Annotated in this window: 12 protein-coding genes and 3 rRNA genes; 4 read left to right on the top strand and 11 right to left on the bottom strand. The window is 48.6% G+C overall.

What is annotated here, in order from left to right; all coding sequences use genetic code 11:
• Position 1: 1 nt before the first annotated feature.
• From guaB to dnaA, 11 genes are all read right to left on the bottom strand, one after another.
• Entirely contained in the window at positions 2-1468 is a 1467-nt protein-coding gene (gene guaB, locus P401_RS0114395; RefSeq protein WP_029343029.1) for an IMP dehydrogenase, read from the bottom strand.
• 151 nt (positions 1469-1619) lie between these two features.
• A 5S ribosomal RNA gene (rrf, locus tag P401_RS0114390) occupies positions 1620-1735 on the bottom strand.
• A 102-nt stretch (positions 1736-1837) separates the two neighbouring features.
• Positions 1838-4751: ribosomal RNA gene (locus tag P401_RS0114385) — 23S ribosomal RNA — on the bottom strand.
• 167 nt (positions 4752-4918) lie between these two features.
• A 16S ribosomal RNA gene (locus tag P401_RS0114380) occupies positions 4919-6480 on the bottom strand.
• The 16S, 23S and 5S rRNA genes sit together here, the layout of an rRNA operon.
• Positions 6481-6827: 347 nt before the next feature.
• Entirely contained in the window at positions 6828-7610 is a 783-nt protein-coding gene (locus P401_RS17835) for an HD-GYP domain-containing protein (RefSeq protein ID WP_236627123.1), read from the bottom strand.
• A 348-nt stretch (positions 7611-7958) separates the two neighbouring features.
• The gene (gene gyrA, locus P401_RS0114370) at positions 7959-10571 is read right to left on the bottom strand and encodes a DNA gyrase subunit A (RefSeq protein ID WP_029343028.1); all 2613 of its coding nucleotides are present in this window, start codon (positions 10569-10571) and stop codon (positions 7959-7961) included.
• A gap of 27 nt (positions 10572-10598) precedes the next feature.
• Positions 10599-12512, bottom strand: coding sequence for a DNA topoisomerase (ATP-hydrolyzing) subunit B (gene gyrB / locus P401_RS0114365; RefSeq protein WP_201770445.1), 1914 nt, complete (start codon positions 12510-12512; stop codon positions 10599-10601).
• Between the two features lie 10 nt (positions 12513-12522).
• On the bottom strand, positions 12523-13677 hold the full coding sequence (gene recF / locus P401_RS0114360) for a DNA replication/repair protein RecF (protein WP_023469866.1): 1155 nt from the start codon (positions 13675-13677) through the stop codon (positions 12523-12525).
• Position 13678: 1 nt separating this feature from the next.
• Positions 13679-13900, bottom strand: a complete 222-nt coding sequence (gene yaaA, locus P401_RS0114355) for a S4 domain-containing protein YaaA (protein WP_023469865.1) — start codon at positions 13898-13900, stop codon at positions 13679-13681.
• A gap of 162 nt (positions 13901-14062) precedes the next feature.
• Positions 14063-15196 carry a DNA polymerase III subunit beta gene (gene dnaN / locus P401_RS0114350; RefSeq protein ID WP_023469864.1) on the bottom strand — a complete coding sequence of 378 codons (1134 nt, stop codon included), beginning with the start codon at positions 15194-15196 and terminating at the stop codon, positions 14063-14065.
• Between the two features lie 191 nt (positions 15197-15387).
• Positions 15388-16779 carry a chromosomal replication initiator protein DnaA gene (gene dnaA, locus P401_RS0114345; protein ID WP_023469863.1) on the bottom strand — a complete coding sequence of 464 codons (1392 nt, stop codon included), beginning with the start codon at positions 16777-16779 and terminating at the stop codon, positions 15388-15390.
• Positions 16780-17516: 737 nt separating this feature from the next.
• Here dnaA and rpmH point away from each other — a divergent pair.
• The 4 genes from rpmH to mnmE all read left to right on the top strand — a co-directional run bounded on the left by rpmH (position 17517) and on the right by mnmE (position 20656).
• Positions 17517-17651: a 50S ribosomal protein L34 gene (gene rpmH, locus P401_RS0114340; protein WP_012371910.1), complete on the top strand. Its 135-nt coding sequence runs from the start codon at positions 17517-17519 to the stop codon at positions 17649-17651.
• Between the two features lie 165 nt (positions 17652-17816).
• Positions 17817-18167 (top strand): ribonuclease P protein component, encoded by a 351-nt coding sequence (gene rnpA / locus P401_RS0114335; RefSeq protein WP_023469862.1) that lies wholly within the window; start codon positions 17817-17819, stop codon positions 18165-18167.
• A gap of 104 nt (positions 18168-18271) precedes the next feature.
• Positions 18272-19126 carry a membrane protein insertase YidC gene (gene yidC, locus P401_RS0114330; protein WP_023469861.1) on the top strand — a complete coding sequence of 285 codons (855 nt, stop codon included), beginning with the start codon at positions 18272-18274 and terminating at the stop codon, positions 19124-19126.
• Between the two features lie 147 nt (positions 19127-19273).
• A complete protein-coding gene (gene mnmE / locus P401_RS0114325) occupies positions 19274-20656 on the top strand; it encodes a tRNA uridine-5-carboxymethylaminomethyl(34) synthesis GTPase MnmE (RefSeq protein ID WP_023469860.1) in 1383 nt (460 codons plus the stop codon).
• Positions 20657-20661 lie beyond the last annotated feature (5 nt).

Genomic DNA, 20661 nt, shown 5'->3' with positions numbered 1-20661 from the left:
TTTACTGACGTGTATAGTTCGATGCTTCTTTTGTAATTTGAATATCGTGCGGGTGGCTCTCTTGTAAGCCAGCGCCCGTCATACGGATGAACTGTGTCTCTTCACGCAACTCTTCTAACGTGGCAGCACCACAGTATCCCATACCTGAACGAATACCACCAACGAGTTGGTAAACCGAATCGCCGAGTTTACCACGGTAAGCGACACGTCCTTCGATTCCTTCTGGAACGAACTTCTTGTCTGCTTCTTGGAAGTAACGATCTTGGCTACCGCGTTTCATCGATGCTTCAGAACCCATACCACGGTATGTCTTGAATTGACGTCCTTGGTAGATTTCCATCTCACCTGGGCTCTCTTCTACTCCTGCAAGTAAGCTTCCGAGCATGACAGCGTGACCACCAGCAGCAAGTGCTTTTACGATATCGCCAGAATACTTGATGCCACCATCAGCGATGATCGAGACACCATGTTTCCGTGCTTCTGTCGCACAATCGAAGACAGCTGTGATTTGTGGTACACCGACGCCTGCGACAACACGTGTCGTACAGATCGAACCAGGTCCGATACCAACTTTGATGACAGATGCACCCGCTTCAATCAAATCGCGTGTTGCTTCAGCAGTCGCAACGTTACCCGCAATGATTGGTAAGTTTGGATATTCTTCACGAAGTTCACGTACTTTGAGAAGAACACCTTCTGAATGACCGTGTGCCGTATCGACGACGAGTGCATCAACACCTGCATCAACAAGGAACTTCGCACGTGTCGAAGCATCTTTTGTGACGCCGACAGCTGCTGCGACGAGTAAGCGTCCGAATTGATCTTTCGCAGCATGTGGATACTGTTCGACTTTTTCGATATCTTTTGTCGTGATCAATCCTTTTAATACACCGTTCTCATCAACGAGTGGTAACTTTTCAATGCGATGTTTGTGGAGAATCTGTTCTGCTTCAGCGAGGGACGTACCAACCTTTGCTGTCACGAGTTCTTCAGTCGTCATCACCGTTTCAATGACAGTTGAGTAATCCTTGACGAAACGAAGATCACGGTTTGTCAAAATCCCTACTAATTTGCGCTCTGTTTCATTGTTCACGATCGGAACACCTGAGATGCGATATTTACTCATCAAATACTCGGCATCGTAGACTTGACGCTCTGGCGTCAAATAGAACGGATTCGTGATGACACCATTTTCAGAACGTTTGACGCGATCGACATGTTCTGCTTGTTCTTCCATTGACATGTTCTTATGAATGACACCAAGACCACCTTGACGTGCCATTGCGATTGCCATCGGTGCTTCTGTGACGGTATCCATCCCAGCACTGATCAACGGAATATTAAGTGTGATCCCTTCACATAGCGTGACAGATAAATCAACGTCGCGCGGTAAGACACTCGAACGACGGGGTACGAGTAAGACGTCATCAAACGTCAAACCCTCTTTAGCAAATTTGTTCTCCCACATGTTATCCACTCGCTTTCTCTTTTATAAAAGAATATTGATGTTATGGTAACAAGCAGAGTGTGTCATGTCAATGACTCGACCAATAATCAGAACAGTCTGAAGTTTCACATAACACAAAAAGACCGACCTGCAATCTGCAGATCGGTCAAGTGCCTGGCAACGTCCTATCCTCACAGGGGGAAGCCCCCAACTACTTTCGGCGTTCAAGTGCTTAACTTCCGTGTTCGGCATGGGAACGGGTGTGACCACTTGGCTATCGCCACCAGACATTTATTATCTTAACATTATGTTCACATAACGTCAAGACTTTTTTTCGTTTTTTTGAAAGGCTCGTGCCCTCAAAACTGAAGTCATCAACAATGCATCTGCTAGAACAAGGCCTCGACCGATTAGTATCACTCAGCTCCACATGTCGCCATGCTTCCACCCGTGACCTATCTACCTCATCGTCTCTGAGGGGTCTTTCTTGATTACTCAAAGGGAAATCTCATCTTGGAGGGGGCTTCATGCTTAGATGCTTTCAGCATTTATCCCGTCCGCACGTAGCTACCCAGCGATGCTCCTGGCGGAACAACTGGTACACCAGCGGTGCGTCCATCCCGGTCCTCTCGTACTAAGGACAGCTCTCCTCAAATTTCCTGCGCCCACGACGGATAGGGACCGAACTGTCTCACGACGTTCTGAACCCAGCTCGCGTACCGCTTTAATGGGCGAACAGCCCAACCCTTGGGACCTACTCCAGCCCCAGGATGCGATGAGCCGACATCGAGGTGCCAAACCTCCCCGTCGATGTGGACTCTTGGGGGAGATCAGCCTGTTATCCCCAGGGTAGCTTTTATCCGTTGAGCGATGGCCCTTCCATGCGGAACCACCGGATCACTAAGCCCGACTTTCGTCCCTGCTCGACTTGTAGGTCTCGCAGTCAAGCTCCCTTCTGCCTTTGCGCTCTACGAATGATTTCCAACCATTCTGAGGGAACCTTTGGGCGCCTCCGTTACTGTTTAGGAGGCGACCGCCCCAGTCAAACTACCCGCCTGACACGGTCCTCCAGCCGGATTACGGCTGCGAGTTAGAGACTCTATGCATGAAGGGCGGTATCCCAAGGGTGACTCCTCCGAAGCTGGCGCTCCGGGCTCGACGTCTCCCGCCTATCCTGTACATCATGCACAAAGCCTCAATATCAGGCTGTAGTAAAGCTCCATGGGGTCTTTCCGTCCTGTCGCGGGTAACCTGCATCTTCACAGGTACTATGATTTCACCGGGTCTCTCGTTGAGACAGTGCCCAAATCGTTACGCCTTTCGTGCGGGTCGGAACTTACCCGACAAGGAATTTCGCTACCTTAGGACCGTTATAGTTACGGCCGCCGTTTACTGGGGCTTCGGTTCAAAGCTTCGCTTGCGCTAACCCATCCCCTTAACCTTCCAGCACCGGGCAGGCGTCAGCCCCTATACGTCATCTTGCGATTTAGCAGAGACCTGTGTTTTTGCTAAACAGTCGTTTGGGCCTATTCACTGCGGCTCTACTCATGTAGAGCGTCCCTTCTCCCGAAGTTACGGGACCATTTTGCCGAGTTCCTTAACGAGAGTTATCCCGCGCGTCTTAGAATTCTCATCTCGCCTACCTGTGTCGGTTTACGGTACTGGCGCCTTCCCCCTCACTAGAGGCTTTTCTTGGCAGTGTGAAATCGTGACCTACGTCCCTACGGGACTCCGCATCGTTCCTTGACTTTGATGCCTGACGGATTTGCCAATCAGACGGTCTTGAAACTTGCACATGCACTTCCATCCGCATGCGTCACTATCCTCCTGCGTCCCCCCATTGTTCAAACGGTGGATCGGCGGTACAGGAATATCAACCTGTTATCCATCGCCTACGCCTTTCGGCCTCGGCTTAGGTCCAGACTAACCCTGAGCGGACGAGCCTTCCTCAGGAAACCTTGGGCTTTCGACGGAGGGGATTCTCACCCCTCTTTTCGCTACTCACACCGGCATTCTCACTTCCAAACGCTCCACTGCTCCTTCCGGTACAGCTTCACAGCGGTTTGGAACGCTCCCCTACCATTCCTTACGGAATCCGCAGCTTCGGTGGTATGTTTAGCCCCGTTACATTTTCGGCGCGGCGCCACTCGACTAGTGAGCTATTACGCACTCTTTGAATGGTGGCTGCTTCTAAGCCAACATCCTAGCTGTCTAGGCAGCGCCACATCCTTTTCCACTTAACATACACTTTGGGACCTTAGCTGGCGGTCTGGGCTGTTTCCCTCTTGACTACGGATCTTATCACTCGCAGTCTGACTCCCGAGTATAAGTTGCTGGCATTCGGAGTTTAACTGAATTCGGTAACCCTGTGGGGGCCCCTAGTCCAATCAGTGCTCTACCTCCAGAACTCTCAACCTCGAGGCTAGCCCTAAAGCTATTTCGGGGAGAACCAGCTATCTCCAGGTTCGATTGGCATTTCACCGCTACCCACACCTCATCCCCGCACTTTTCAACGTGCGTGGGTTCGGACCTCCAGTCAGTGTTACCTGACCTTCATCCTGGACATGGGTAGATCACCTGGTTTCGGGTCTACGACAACGCACTGAACGCCCTGTTCAGACTCGCTTTCGCTACGGCTCCGCCTCATCGGCTTAACCTCGCGCGTTATCGTAACTCGCCGGTTCATTCTACAAAAGGCACGCCATCACCCGTTAACGGGCTCTGACTACTTGTAGGCATACGGTTTCAGGATCTATTTCACTCCCCTTCCGGGGTGCTTTTCACCTTTCCCTCACGGTACTGGTTCACTATCGGTCACTAGGGAGTATTTAGCCTTGGGAGATGGTCCTCCCGGATTCCGACGGGGTTTCACGTGTCCCGCCGTACTCAGGATCCACTCTGGAGGGAAAACAGTTTCAGCTACAGGGCTGTCACCTTCTTCGGCCGACCTTTCCAGGTCCTTCACCTACTGTCTTCCTTTTTGACTCCGCATAGAGTGTCCTACAACCCCGAAGAGCATGCTCTTCGGTTTGGGCTGTTCCCGTTTCGCTCGCCGCTACTCAGGGAATCGCATTTGCTTTCTCTTCCTCCGGGTACTTAGATGTTTCAGTTCCCCGGGTCTGCCTCACGCTACGCTATGTATTCACGTAACATGTCCCATCCCATTACAGATGGTGGGTTCCCCCATTCGGAAATCTTCGGATCAAAGCATACTTACTGCTCCCCGAAGCATATCGCTGTTCGTCGCGTCCTTCATCGGCTCCTAGTGCCAAGGCATCCACCGTACGCCCTTCATACCTTGATCTAGCGTTGGTATTCTAAGAACACACGTCTTAAATGACATGGTTAATTAAAAGTTTGATGTCTTGTTGATGTCTTCAGTTTTCAAGGTGCGAGTGTCTCTATCGAGACTGAGAGACGAGCTCTCAAAACTGAACGATGGGCATGTCCCGTAAGGGACGTTTTCCTTAGAAAGGAGGTGATCCAGCCGCACCTTCCGATACGGCTACCTTGTTACGACTTCACCCCAATCATCTACCCCACCTTCGACGGCTGGCTCCTTGCGGTTACCTCACCGGCTTCGGGTGTTGCAAACTCTCGTGGTGTGACGGGCGGTGTGTACAAGACCCGGGAACGTATTCACCGCAGTATGCTGACCTGCGATTACTAGCGATTCCGACTTCATGCAGGCGAGTTGCAGCCTGCAATCCGAACTGGGAACGGCTTTATGGGATTGGCTCCACCTCGCGGTCTCGCTGCCCTTTGTACCGTCCATTGTAGCACGTGTGTAGCCCAACTCATAAGGGGCATGATGATTTGACGTCATCCCCACCTTCCTCCGGTTTGTCACCGGCAGTCTCCCTAGAGTGCCCAACTAAATGCTGGCAACTAAGGATAGGGGTTGCGCTCGTTGCGGGACTTAACCCAACATCTCACGACACGAGCTGACGACAACCATGCACCACCTGTCACCATTGTCCCCGAAGGGAAAACTTGATCTCTCAAGCGGTCAATGGGATGTCAAGAGTTGGTAAGGCTCTTCGCGTTGCTTCGAATTAAACCACATGCTCCACCGCTTGTGCGGGTCCCCGTCAATTCCTTTGAGTTTCAGCCTTGCGGCCGTACTCCCCAGGCGGAGTGCTTAATGCGTTAGCTTCAGCACTGAGGGGCGGAAACCCCCCAACACCTAGCACTCATCGTTTACGGCGTGGACTACCAGGGTATCTAATCCTGTTTGCTCCCCACGCTTTCGCGCCTCAGCGTCAGTTACAGACCAAAGAGTCGCCTTCGCCACTGGTGTTCCTCCACATCTCTACGCATTTCACCGCTACACGTGGAATTCCACTCTTCTCTTCTGTACTCAAGCCTTCCAGTTTCCAATGGCCCTCCCCGGTTGAGCCGGGGGCTTTCACATCAGACTTAAAAGGCCGCCTGCGCGCGCTTTACGCCCAATAATTCCGGACAACGCTTGCCACCTACGTATTACCGCGGCTGCTGGCACGTAGTTAGCCGTGGCTTTCTCGTAAGGTACCGTCAAGGTACGAGCATTACCTCTCGTACGTGTTCTTCCCTTACAACAGAGTTTTACGATCCGAAAACCTTCATCACTCACGCGGCGTTGCTCCATCAGACTTTCGTCCATTGTGGAAGATTCCCTACTGCTGCCTCCCGTAGGAGTCTGGGCCGTGTCTCAGTCCCAGTGTGGCCGATCACCCTCTCAGGTCGGCTATGCATCGTCGCCTTGGTGAGCCGTTACCCCACCAACTAGCTAATGCACCGCAAGGCCATCTCAAGGTGACGCCGAAGCGCCTTTCATCAGCGGACCATGCGGTCCGTTGAACTATCCGGTATTAGCTCCGATTTCTCGGAGTTATCCCAATCCTTGAGGCAGGTTCCTTACGTGTTACTCACCCGTCCGCCGCTCATTCCGCTGCCTTCCCTCCGAAGAGTTCCGTCAGTTTCCTGCGCTCGACTTGCATGTATTAGGCACGCCGCCAGCGTTCGTCCTGAGCCAGGATCAAACTCTCCATAAAGTGTTTGACTTGCTCGTTTTTGTGACCGAAGTCACGATTGACGAAGCTTGCGCTTCATTCATGTTTGTATTCCGTAGAATACGATTTTTGCCTCATCGTTCAGTTTTCAAAGTTCGTCCGCGCCTGTTTTGGCGACTCAATTAGAATACCAAGTCTGAAACAAGAAGTCAACAACTTTTTTGAAATTGTTTTTCTCGTTTGTTTCAAGCGCTTGTCGTTGTTAAGGACATGTAATAATATATCATGCGTTTTATTATTGTGCAACACTTATTTTAAAATTGTTTTTAAAATCATGAACAAGCCTCTTGAACCTTATGATTTCGGCTCAAGAGGCTGTATTTTCCCTATTAATCCATCAACTGAATAATACTATGTTGTCGTTCTTCCATTAAATCAATAATCGTCATCCGTCCCTGTTCTTCGTAAGAAATGACAGGTCGATCAAAGACTGGATTCTTTCGCGTGATGGTTGCAATCTTTCCGTTACTCATCAGCACGCGATCACCGACTTCTATTGGTAGAAGTAATTGTCCGAGCAATAGTACATACTTTGAACAATATTGCATCGGTCTTGCTTTTAAATGACGATAGGCATCAAACGGCGTATAAGCTTCCCGGTACGGACGCCAACTCGTCATTGCAGCAAAGACGTCTGCGACGATGAATAATCGTGCATGATCTGCAATCTTATCTCCTTTTACCTTTAAAGGGTAACCCGTTCCATCTAAACGTTCATGATGTTGAACAATTAAACGATTCACAGTATCCGAGATAATCGTCTCCTTTTGCAATGCTTGATATGCCATTGCCGGGTGACGTTGAAAAATTTCTTGTTGCATCGCTTCATATCGTTTCGTGTGACGCCATTCCATGATCCGCGCTAATCCGTAATCTGCAAAATAGGATGCCGTCCACAGCTCATGAATCATTTTTCTTTCTTTCCCGACTGCTTCCGCCAGCATTTGGGCGACTGCCCCTCGATAGATGGCATGTCGAACGGTATAAGCTTCCGTTCCCCGCTCTAGGAAGAATGGTAAGACATCTTGTCTCGTAATCCGTTCTGGAACGGACTGTTTGACCCAGCTCAATGCTTCGTATACATTCGGCTTCATTCCTTGTTCCCATGACATGAAGACTTTATTGTAAAAGCGAATGAATTCTTCAAAGGGATGTTCCACATGGGCTTCAACCGTTTCAATCTGTACTTCTTCATCTGCACCGAAATCAGGTCGATTCTCAATGACGACTTCCTTGATTAAGAATCGTTGGATTCGTCGTAACTCATCGGTTCCTATTTTTTCCCTGCTTCTACGATCGGATGATCCGTATGTAAGTAGATGGATTCAGTCAAACGATCCCCGATGCGTAATTGGTCACTTGCCACTCGCATATCGCTTCGTTCCTTTCTCTTCTTTCTATATATGTAGATAAAAGCAGCAGAGTAGTATCACTCTGCTGCTTCCTTGCTGACGTCTTGCTTACTCTTCCGCTTCTTCTGAAGCATCCGATTCGACTACATTCTCTTCTACTACAAGATCCGTGTCTTCTTCCGTTTCATCAGTCTCTTCGCGTTTCAGTTTCGCAACCGTTGCAACACGGTCACCTTCTTCAATTCGAATGACCTTCACCCCTTGGGTATTGCGACCGACACGTGAAATGTATTGCGAGTCTGTCCGAATGACGATACCACTCTCTGTCATTATCATGATGTCATCATCGACATCAACGATTCGCATGGCAACGATTTGACCGACGCGATCCGTCACCTTACTTGCGATCAATCCTTTACCACCACGAGACTGACTACGGAACTCGGTCATCGGTGTTCGTTTACCGAATCCTTTTTCCGTAATGACAAGAACATCTTGTGCATCACGTGCAAGTTCCATCCCGACGACAAAATCGTCTGGGCGTAATGTCATCGCTTTAACCCCACGAGCGCCACGTCCCATCGAGCGGACATTCGTGATTGGGAAACGAATCGCTTTCCCGCTTGTCGAAACAGCAAAGACTTCATCGTCCGTCGATGCGAGACGAACCGATGTCAACTCATCGTCTTCAAACAATCGAATCGCGATCAAACCGTTTTTGTTGATTCGCGCATATGCAGACAACGGTGAACGTTTGACGCGTCCTTTACGTGTCATGAAGATTAGTGATTTTTGCTCATCTTGAACGACTTCTTCTGTTTCGAGCGTTTCTTCCGTCTCTTCAATCTCTCCCTCAATCACCTCGACAGGTGCTTCAGTTGCTTGTTGCTCCTCGAGATAACGTTTGAAGTTGACTGGAATCATCGTCTCGACCTTTTCGTCGCGTTCGATTTGGATGAGGTTGATGATCGGTACACCTTTGGATGTCCGACTCATCTCCGGTACTTCATATCCACGAATCCGGTAGACTTTTCCGCGGTTCGTAAAGAATAGGATCGTATCGTGCGTCGAACAAGACAAGAGACGCGTGACGTAATCCTCGTCGTTCGTTCCGATTCCCTGAACCCCACGTCCGCCGCGGCGTTGTGTCCGGTACGAATCCGTCGTCATCCGTTTGATGTAGCCACTGCTTGTCAACGTGATGATGATATCCTGTTCCGGAATCAAATCTTCGTCTTCGAATTCGATGTGGTCCATGCGGATTTCCGTCCGACGTTCGTCGTTGAAACGTTCTTTCAACTCCTCGAGTTCTGTCCGGATCAAATCAAGCAAGACTTCTTCACTCGCAAGGATGCGGTTCAATTCCGCGATCAATTGCATGATTTCGTCATATTCTGCTTCGATTTTCTCCCGTTCAAGACCTGTCAGGCGTTGCAGACGCATATCGAGAATCGCTTGTGATTGTTTCTCAGATAATGCAAAACGCTCCATCAATTGTTCACGTGCTGCGTCTGCTGTCCGGTTCCCGCGAATGATTTGAATGACTTCATCCAAATGATCGAGTGCAATCCGTAAACCAGCGAGCAAATGTTCACGTGCTTCTGCTTTTTCGAGATCAAACTGTGTGCGACGACGCACGATTTCTTTTTGATGCTCGAGGTAATGATAAAGCATTTCCTTGAGCGTCAATGTTTTCGGACGTCCGCCGACGATCGCAAGCATGTTGACACCGAACGTCGTTTGCATCGACGTCTGTTTATACAAGTTATTTAAGATGACGCTCGCATTGGCGTCACGACGGACTTCCATGACGATGCGCATACCGCGACGATCTGACTCATCCCGTAAATCGGTGATGCCTTCGATCTTTTTCTCGCGGACGAGATCGGCAATCTTTTCAACGAGGCGGGCTTTGTTGACCTGATAAGGCAACTCCGTCACGATGATCCGTTCCCGGTCTTTTTTCGTCTGTTCGATTTCAGCTTTCGCACGGACGATGATCGAGCCACGTCCTGTTTCATAAGCACGACGAATCCCACTCCGTCCGAGAATTTCACCAGCTGTCGGGAAATCAGGTCCCGGAATGTGCTGCATCAGTTCTTGGATCGTGATTTCGGGATCGTGAGACAGTGCCAAGACACCATCGATGACCTCACCTAACTGATGCGGTGGAATGTTTGTTGCCATCCCGACCGCAATCCCGCTCGAGCCGTTGACGAGCAAGTTCGGGAAGCGTGACGGTAAAACTTCCGGTTCGCGTTCCGAACCATCGTAGTTATCTTTGAAATCAACTGTGTTTTTGTTGATATCGCGAACGATCTCCATCGCGATTTTTGACATACGGGCTTCCGTATATCGCATCGCTGCCGCCGAGTCACCATCGACAGAACCGAAGTTTCCGTGTCCATCGACGAGTTCGTAACGGTAGCTGAAGTCTTGCGCCATGCGGACCATCGTGTCATAGACAGCAGAATCCCCGTGCGGGTGATACTTACCGATGACTTCCCCGACGATACGGGCAGACTTTTTATGTGGTTTATCGGCACGAATACCGAGGTCGTTCATCGCATAGAGAATCCGGCGGTGTCCGGGTTTTAAGCCGTCCCGTACGTCCGGAAGAGCACGTGCGACGATGACGCTCATCGCGTAGTCCATGAAGGACGTACGCATCTCTTGACTGATATTAATATCCTTGATGATTCCGTGATTTTGTTCGGACATGCTTCTGGCCACCCTCTCTGTTCAGCGTTAAATATCCAGGTTCTTGACGTAATGCGCGTGTGATTGAATGAAGTCGCGTCGTGGTTCGACTTGATCTCCCATCAAGATATCGAAGACTTCATCCGCTTCGATCGCATCTTGAAGCTCGACACGTAACATTTGACGACCACTTGGATCCATCGTTGTTTCCCAAAGCTGCTCTGGATCCATCTCCCCAAGACCTTTGTAACGCTGAATGTCGTACCGTGCGTTTTCAGGAAGCGCTGCGAGCGCCTCTGTCAATTCACGTTCGTTATGCACGTACGTGATGTTCTTCCCTTGCTTAATACCGTATAGCGGTGGCTGAGCGATATAGACATACCCATGCTCGACAAGCGGACGCATGTAACGGTAGAAGAACGTCAACAAGAGTGTCCGGATGTGGGCACCATCGACATCGGCATCGGTCATGATGATGACTTTGTGATAGCGTGCTTTTTCGATATCGAACTCAGAACCGATACTTGTTCCGAGTGCCGTGATGATCGTTCGGATCTCGTTGCTTCCGAGAATCTTATCGAGACGTGCTTTCTCAACGTTCAAGATTTTACCGCGAATCGGTAAGATCGCTTGGAAATGACGATCGCGTCCGGATTTCGCAGAACCACCCGCTGAGTCACCCTCAACGATGTACAATTCAGAAATCGACGCATCGCGTGATGAACAGTCAGCCAGTTTACCTGGAAGCGAGCTGACTTCGAGAACACCTTTACGGCGTGTCAGTTCACGTGCTCGTTTCGCTGCCATACGGGCGCGCGACGCCATCATCCCTTTTTCGACGATTGCGCGTGCGTTCGTCGGGTTTTCAAGCATGAACTGCTCAAACGCACCAGAGAAGAGTGAATCCGTGACCGTACGTGCGTCGGAGTTCCCGAGTTTCGTCTTCGTCTGTCCTTCGAACTGCGGGTTCGGGTGTTTGACAGAAACGATCGCTGTCATTCCCTCACGCACGTCCTCACCGGATAACGTACCGTCTGCATCCTTCATCAAACCGAACTTCTTCGCGTAGTCATTGATGACCCGTGTCAAAGCCGTCTTGAAGCCGGTCTCGTGCGTACCACCTTCATGTGTCGGGATGTTGTTCGTGAACGAGTAGATGTTTGAAGCAAATCCATCGTTGTACTGAAGCGCGACTTCAACTTCAATGCCGTCTTTTGTTCCGTGTACATAGACCGGTTCTGCGTGAACGACCTCTTTTGAACGGTTCAAGTGCTCGACGTAGGATTTGATCCCACCTTCGTAGTGGAAGCTACGCGTCATCGACTCATCCGCACGATCGTCCGTGATGATGATCTTCAAGCCTTTGTTCAAGAAAGCGAGTTCCCGCAAGCGTGTTGCTAGCAAATCATAGTCATACTCGAGCGTTTCTTGGAAAATCTCACCGTCTGGGAAGAAACGAATTGTCGTTCCTGTCTCTTCCGACGTTCCGATGACTTCAAGATCTTGCGCTGGTACACCGCGATGGTACGCTTGGTAATACAACTTTTCATTCCGTTTGACGAATACTTCAAGTTTCGTCGACAGGGCGTTAACGACAGAAGCCCCAACACCGTGTAGTCCACCTGATACTTTATATCCGCCGCCGCCGAACTTACCACCAGCGTGGAGGACCGTCAGGATGACCTCAACGGCAGGACGACCCATCTTCTCTTGAATGTCGACTGGAATACCACGTCCGTTATCCTCGACTAAGATCGAGTTCCCTGGTTCGATCGTGACCTTGATCGTGTCACAGTACCCTGCGAGCGCCTCATCGATCGAGTTATCGACGATCTCCCATACGAGGTGATGGAGACCCTTTGATGCCGTCGAGCCGATATACATCCCTGGACGTTTACGTACTGCTTCTAATCCTTCAAGTACTTGAATCTGATCGGCACCGTACCCTTGTTCCAATTCCATATCTTCATGATTACTCATCGGTTTTCTCACCTACTGTTTCTTTATATGATGTCTCTTCCAAATCGACCGTCCCTTGTTTCACGTGGAACAACTTCGCTTGGTTGATCGTTTCATGCGCAATCCCATCGACGCTTGTCGTCGTCAGGATCGTCTGGACCTTTTGTTGCATCGTATCGAGCAAATGTGTTTGACGATGATCATCAAGCTCGGATAAGACATCGTCGAGTAGAAGAAGCGGATATTCCCCTACTTCCTCGTGAATCAATTCGATCTCCGCAAGTTTTAACGAGAGAGCTGCAGTTCGTTGTTGTCCTTGTGAACCATACGTTTGAACGTTTCGTCCATTGACTTCCATCTCGAAGTCATCCCGATGTGGTCCAAACAACGTAACTCCTCTTCGGATTTCATTTTCTTTTATTTTACCAAACTTCCGCGTGTAGGACGCAGTCATTCCTTCGACATCGAGTAATTCGTCGCCGAATGTGTCCGAACGATAGATGAGCGCGAGTTCTTCCTGTCCACGACTGATTCCATCATGAATCGGTCGTGCCCACTTTTCGAGCTGGGCCATGAAATGATGGCGGCGCTGAACGATTTTAACGGCTAGCGTAATCATCTGCTCCGTCAAGATATCAAGGAAGGTCTCGTCTCCTCCCTTCATGGACAGTTGTTTCAGCAGTGCATTCCGTTGCTTCAACACTTTCAGATACTGACTCAATTCATGCAGATAGACCGGGCTGACTTGACCGATCTCCATATCGAGAAATCGTCGGCGGACTTGTGGACTGCCTTTGACGATATGCAAATCTTCCGGGGCGAATAAAACAATGTTCAGTGCCCCGACGTAATCACTTAAGCGTCGTTGCTCTAGATGATTCAGTTTTGCTTTTTTCCCGCGACCCGAGATGACGATCTCTTGGACATGAGAACCTGTTCGTTTGACGACACGTCCTTCGACACGCGCCGTCTCTTGGTCCCAACCGATCAGTTCCTTGTCATGCGTCGTCCGGTGCGACTTCGCAAGAGCAAGAACATAGATCGCTTCCAATAAGTTCGTCTTCCCTTGTGCATTTTCACCAATCAGGACATTCGTTTTTTCGGAGAATGACAGTTCGAGTGCGTCATAGTTGCGATAATGACTGAGTCGGACTGAATCCAGCCGCACGTTAGTTGCCCTCGTTCTTGATGATGAACTGACCGTAGTCTTCTACATCAATGATGTCTCCATCCCGTAATTTACGACCACGTCGCTGATCGACTTCGCCGTTGACTAGAATCGGTACCTCTGCTAAAAACGGTTTGGCTTGTCCTCCGCTTGAGATGATATCCGATAGCTTTAAGAACTGCCCTAACGTGACATATTCCGTTGTAATTCTGATTTCTTGCATGGATTGACTCCTCCTACCTACATATTATAAATGACGTACTCTTTATTGTACTAAACATTGGGCGATTTAGCAAAATTCCCGAACGTATATACGGTATACGAAAAAGACGGGTCCGATGTCGAAACAATCGAACCCGTCTTGTCGCGTGTTTTATATGGATGCTTACGCTGTCCGGACTGGAAGAATCAGTTGCAGAACGTTATCTTGATCGACTGGGTGCAAGATGAATGGACGAATCGAACCCGTGAACTGGATTTCGATATCTGTTGCGTCAAGCGCCTTCAAGGCATCCATCATGTACTTCGAGTTGAACGAGATTTTCAGCTCTTCTCCTTCAAGCGAAAGGATGCTGACTTGCTCCGAGACTTTTCCGACTTCTGGCGAATGTGAAGAGATCTCAACCGCCGTCGTGCCTTCAGCTGCGAACTTGATGACGTTGTTACGGTCCTCACGTGCGAGCAGTGACGCGCGATCGATCGCTTGAAGCAATTCTTTCGCATTCATGCGGACGGCTGTCCGGTATTCTTCTGGAATCAAACGTGATGTATCCGGATAGTTTCCGTCGAGTAGACGCGAGAAGAAGAGGACGTGCTTCATCTTGAATAAGATTTGTTGGTTCGTGATCGTGATATCCACATGACCATCCCCAAGCAACTTCGATAATTCATTTAAGCTCTTCCCTGGAACGATGACGTTCTGGAACGAGATGTCCGTATCTGTCTCGAACTGTGCACGACGAAGGGCTAAACGGTGACTATCCGTTGAGACACACGTCAAGATGCCTTTATCAGCTGAGAAGTTCACACCTGTCAGAACAGGACGTGTTTCTTGAACAGCGACAGCAAAGCTTGTTTGGCGAATCATCGAACGTAAGAGATCAGCCGGTAAACGGAAACGTTGTCCGCCATCGACTTGTGGAAGGCGTGGGAATTCATCTGGATCAAGACCGTTCAAATGGAATTCCGCTGTTCCTGACTGAATCCGTGTCATGAAGTTCGGTGAGACTTCGAGTGTGACTTCGTCTTTTGGCATCTTTTTGACGATATCGCCGAAGAAGCGGGCATTCAAGACGACACTACCAGCACGGTGAACCGTGACATAAGATGTTCCATTCTCCTCTGCATAGATCGTCCGTTCAATCGAGATTTCTGTATCGCTTCCTGTCAGCGTCATGCCATCTCCATGAGCTTCGAGTTTGATCCCTGTCAGAATCGGAATCGTCGTGCGGGATGAGACCGCTTTGGCTACATCTTGTACTGCTTGGATTAAAGCTTCGCGTTGAATGGTGATATGCATATCGTCGTTAGACTCCTCTCGAAAATAATGGGCATGCGCCCATCATAACATAATAATATATTTTTTTAATAATAGTCTTAGGGGCTGTGGATAGTGTGGATAAGTCGGTGGATAACTTGATATAAAGCCAAAAACGGTGTGGATAAGTTGTGGATAACTACCCTACTTTATCCACATGTTTATCCACAGTTTTATGAATGCTTCAACTCATGCTTGATTTGTTCAATGACTTTTCCGGTTTCCCCGTCCGATTTGATCAACATACTGATCTTTTCATGGGCATGGATGACGGTCGTATGGTCACGTCCCCCGAATTCCTCCCCAATCTTCGGTAATGAGCTCTCTGTCATCTCACGCGAAAGATACATCGCGATCTGACGTGGGAAGGCAATCGATTTCGTCCGTTTCTTCGCCTTAAGATCATCAAACGGTAAATTGAAGTGCTTACTAACCGACTCCTGGATGTCACGAATCGTAACTTTACGCGGTTCAGCGACCGGCATGATGTTATGCAAGGCTTCCGCAGCGACATTTGGATCGATTGGTCGTCCGACGAGATTCGCATAAGCGATAACGCGGGTTAACGCTCCTTCGAGCTCCCGAATATTCGTATCAATTTGACTTGCGATGTAGAGCATGACTTCGTTTGAGACGTCAAGTTGCTCCGCATTCGCCTTTTTCCGTAAGATCGCAATCCGTGTTTCGAGATCCGGCGGCGTGATATCGGTGATCAGTCCCCATTCGAAACGTGAACGAAGCCGATCTTCAAGCGTTGGAATCTCTTTTGGTGGTCGATCACTTGAGATGATGATTTGTTTTTGGTCGTTATGCAGGGCATTGAATGTGTGGAAAAACTCTTCTTGTGTCTGTTCTTTGCCCGCAAGGAACTGGATGTCATCAATTAAGAGGACATCGATATTACGGTATTTATTTCGAAACTCAACCGTCTTATTATCGCGGATGGAGTTAATGAAGTCATTCGTAAAGCGTTCAGAAGAGACATAGGCAATCCGTGTCCCGAGATTTTGATCTTGAACGTACTGTCCGATGGCATGCATCAGATGGGTTTTGCCAAGACCAACGCCACCATAGATAAAAAGCGGATTGTATGCTTTAGCAGGCGCTTCCGCAACAGCAAGTGAAGCGGCATGCGCAAAACGGTTCCCCGATCCGATGACGAATGTATCGAACGTATACTTCTCATTTAATTGTCCGAGTTCACTCATCGTCAATTCCTCTGTTGGTCTCCGCATGTTCGATGGACGCGATTTCGGAGTCGGTGTTGCCTCAACACGTTCCTCTTCTTGTCGATCGAGCATTTTCTTCGCTTGTCCCTCTTCAATGAACTGAATATCGAGTCGGCTTCCTGTTACTTCCTCAACTGTGTCTTCGAGTAAAGATAAGTACTGGCGCTCGAGCCATGTCACCGTAAATGCAGCTGGTGCTGAAACGAGTAGTGTCGTTCCATTTAGCGTGACGCCTTCTGTGGATTTCAACCACATATCATAACTAGCTTTCGGTGTTCGTTCCTCTTCCTCGATCACAGATAAGACATTATGCCAAAGTTCGGCAGCGTTTTTCATAAATACCCCCCTTTTTTTATCAAGATAGAAAATTTTTGTACACAGGCTTATACACAGACAAAGTTAATGAAGAAACTCGACTTATCCCCATAACGTAAAAACTGTGGATAAAGTTATCCACAGGCGGTTGAATCTGTGTATAAAGTTATCCACAGGGTGTGTATAACTTGTTTTGTCCTGAACGATCAGGATCATGTTATGCACAATTAGTGTATCAAAAGAAATGAGCTCTGGCAATGGTTGGAATGATTTATCCACAAGTAAATTAAACCGTCCACAGGTAGTTACCCACAAGCTGTGGATAGTGTGGATAAATTGTGGATAAGAGGTGGATAACTTTTCGAAAGAGGAAGCGTTGAAAAAGAGTTATTCACAAAATACAAAAGAGGACGAAAAAAGGAATCGAAAATCGAGGATTGACGTCGATTTTAAAAAATACTATTGTAGACAAAGTGAAGAGTTATCCACGGAAAGTGTGGATAATGTGGATAAGTCTGTGGATAGGTGGATAAGTCTACAAACATCCCCTCCATGATCCATATGCATTCTATCGCGTAATAGAGTTTGCGCAGTCGAATCCTATTGCCTGTTTTCAAACCAAAAATCCCTTAAGCAGGACAAGAAATCTTCTGAACTTTCATTGACAATGCCACAATCAGTTTATATAATGTACAAGACTGCCTTAAAGTAGAAAATAACAATTGGTTATAAAGATCTTTTAAAGGAGGTGCAGACGAATGAAACCAACTTTCAACCCAAACAACCGTAAGCGTAAAAAAGTTCACGGATTCCGTGCGCGTATGGCTACGAAGAGTGGCCGCCGTATCTTGGCTGCTCGCCGTCTTAAGGGCCGCAAAGCCTTGACTGTCTAATGCATTGATGCATCCATCACTTCGGGCATGATCCGAGGTGATTTTTTTTATGTTTTTTCGTGTGTTCGTGCTTTTGTCACATGCGCCCTATCGCGTCGCATGTTTATTCTATGATATGATGAGAGACGACGAATTTTCGTAGTGTCAGGATGGAGTGTGAATAAGGTGAAGAAGGAATACCGCGTCAAGAAAGACAAGGAGTTCCAAGCGGTGTTTACTAAAGGAGCCTCTGTCGCAAATCGGCAATTTGTCGTGTATGCCTTGAAAAAGGAGCAACAGACTCACTTTCGGGTTGGTTTATCCGTCAGTAAAAAAATCGGGAATGCCGTCGTCCGGAATCAGGTGAAACGGTATCTTCGGGAAGCATGCCAGCAACATGAAGCCTCGATTGCCCCGAATTATGATTTGGTGATCATCGCGCGCAATCCGGCCGCGAAGATGACCGCGCAAGAAGTGGCTGACAGTCTCCGTCACGTGCTCAAACGTTCCGGTGTCTGGATGCGATCAAAAAAATGAATCGTAGCAATGCATCCTGTTGATTTGTACGGCGCTCCCTTTCCTTGCCTTACTATAGAAGAAGATGGCGTTCGACAAAGCGTAAACAATTTCTAGGAGGAATTATGAACAAGAGAACTAAGATTTGGTTAACTCTCGGACTCATGTCCGTGCTCGCGATCGTATTATCCGGTTGTACACCTAGCTCATATGGTACAGGTGAACCGATCACAGCAGACACAGAAGGTTTTTGGAAACATTACTTCGTTTGGCCGATGGCGTGGTTGATTCGTGAGATTTCACAGTTCTTTAGCGGTGATTACGGTATCGGAATCATCATTACGACACTTCTCGTTCGTCTTGTCATCCTTCCATTGATGATCAAACAAACGAAGAGTATGGGTGGAATGCAAGTCATTCAACCGGAAATGATGAAGCTTCGTGAGAAATACAGCTCAAAAGACCAAGAGACACAACAGAAGTTGCAACAGGAAATGATGAAGCTCTACCAAGAGCATAACGTCAACCCGCTTGCAGGCTGTTTACCGATCTTGATCCAAATGCCGATCTTGATTGCGTTCTACAACGCGATCATCTACACACCGGCTATTTTCCAACACACATTCCTCTGGTTCGACCTTGGGAAACCAGATCCATTCTTCATCTTGCCGATCATGTCTGCGGTACTGACGTATCTGCAACAAAAGATCTCGATGGCAGGTCAAGAAGACAATCCACAAATGAAAATCATGCTCTATGTCTTCCCGATCATGATCTTCATCATGGGTGTTACACTCCCATCTGCCCTTTCGCTTTACTGGGTTGTCGGTTACATCTTCTCGATCATCGTCACGATCGTCATCATGAAGCCAATGCGTGAAAAGATTAAGTTGCAGACGGAAGCGACAATGGCTGCTAAACGTGAAAAAGAAGCAGCACAAGCAGCTCCGGCTCCTAAAAAATCGAAAAAGAAACGCTAATACGTGAAGAGCGACGCTTTGTTTTGACAGAGTGTCGCTCTTTTTCTTTTGCGTCATTTCGTGTATAGTTGTTTCGTTATACCCATTGCAACGATTAAGGATTAAATACTCATAAAAAGACAGAAGAAAAACGAGGTGGAAGAACGGATGATGGAATTTGATACGATTGCCGCGATTTCGACGCCGATGGGAGAAGGGGCGATTGCGATCGTGCGCTTATCAGGTCCTGATGCAGTCGCTGTAGCCGACCGTGTTTATAAAGGGAGCAACCGCTTGACGGAAGTACCAACCCATACGATTCATTACGGGAAATTGGTCGACCATGAGGCGGACCGTGTCGTCGATGAAGTAATGGTGAGTGTCATGCGCGCGCCAAAGACGTTTACACGTGAAGATGTCATCGAATTGAATTGTCATGGAGGAGTCGTCGCGGTCAATCGTGTCCTCGAACTCATCCTCGCACAACCGGAAGTCCGGTTGGCGGAACCTGGTGAATTTACGAAACGGGCGTTCTTGAACGGACGAATCGATTTGTCACAGGCGGAAGCCGTCATGGATCTGATCCGGGCGAAGACGGACCGAGCGATGCATGTCGCCGTCAGTCAGATTGAAGGGCGTCTCTCAAAACTCGTCCAGGACTTACGTCAACAATTGTTACAAACGATTGCTGCGATTGAAGTCAACATCGATTACCCGGAATACGATGCAGAAGAGATGACGCAACAGATCGTCGAACGTGATGCTGGTGCTGTCCGCGCGATTTTGGCAGAGTTATTAACAACGGCACGCCAAGGGAAAATCCTTCGTGAAGGGTTATCCACAGCGATCATCGGTCGCCCGAATGTCGGAAAGTCGTCTTTGCTCAACACATTGGTGCAAGAAGCAAAGGCCATCGTCACGGATATCGCGGGAACGACGCGCGATACGATCGAGGAGTACGTCAATGTTCGTGGTGTACCGCTAAAGTTGATTGATACGGCAGGGATTCGCGAGACGGAAGATATCGTCGAACGAATGGGTGTCGAAAAGTCACGTCAGGCTTTAAAGACGGCCGATTTAATCTTACTCGTCCTAAACGGGAACGATGTTCTGACGGATGAGGATGTCTTGCTGTTTGAGGCGATTAAAGGGATGAACGCGATCATCATCGTCAACAAGAGTGACTTGGCGCAACAGATTGACTTAGCACGTGTCACGGAACTTGCCGATGGTCGACCGATCGTCACGACGTCCTTGCTCGAAGAAGCAGGCGTCAACGACCTTGAAGCAGCGATTGCGAGTCTGTTCTTTGAACAGGGTGTCGAGAGCCAGGATATGACATACGTCTCGAATGCACGACACATCCAACTGATCAAACGCGCGAGTCAGATGATCGAAGATGCTCTCGGTGCAGCAGAAGCGGCGATGCCGATCGACATGGTACAGATCGATTTACGACGGGCGTGGGATACGCTCGGCGAAATCAATGGTGATACAGCACAGGATAGTTTATTGGATCAGTTGTTTTCGCAGTTCTGTCTCGGGAAATAATTCGA

Source organism: Exiguobacterium acetylicum DSM 20416, from assembly GCF_000702605.1.
Classification (GTDB): Bacteria; Bacillota; Bacilli; order Exiguobacteriales; family Exiguobacteriaceae; genus Exiguobacterium_A; species Exiguobacterium_A acetylicum.
Note: the sequence above shows the minus strand (reverse complement) of the source record. Positions and strands in the feature narration are given on the sequence as shown.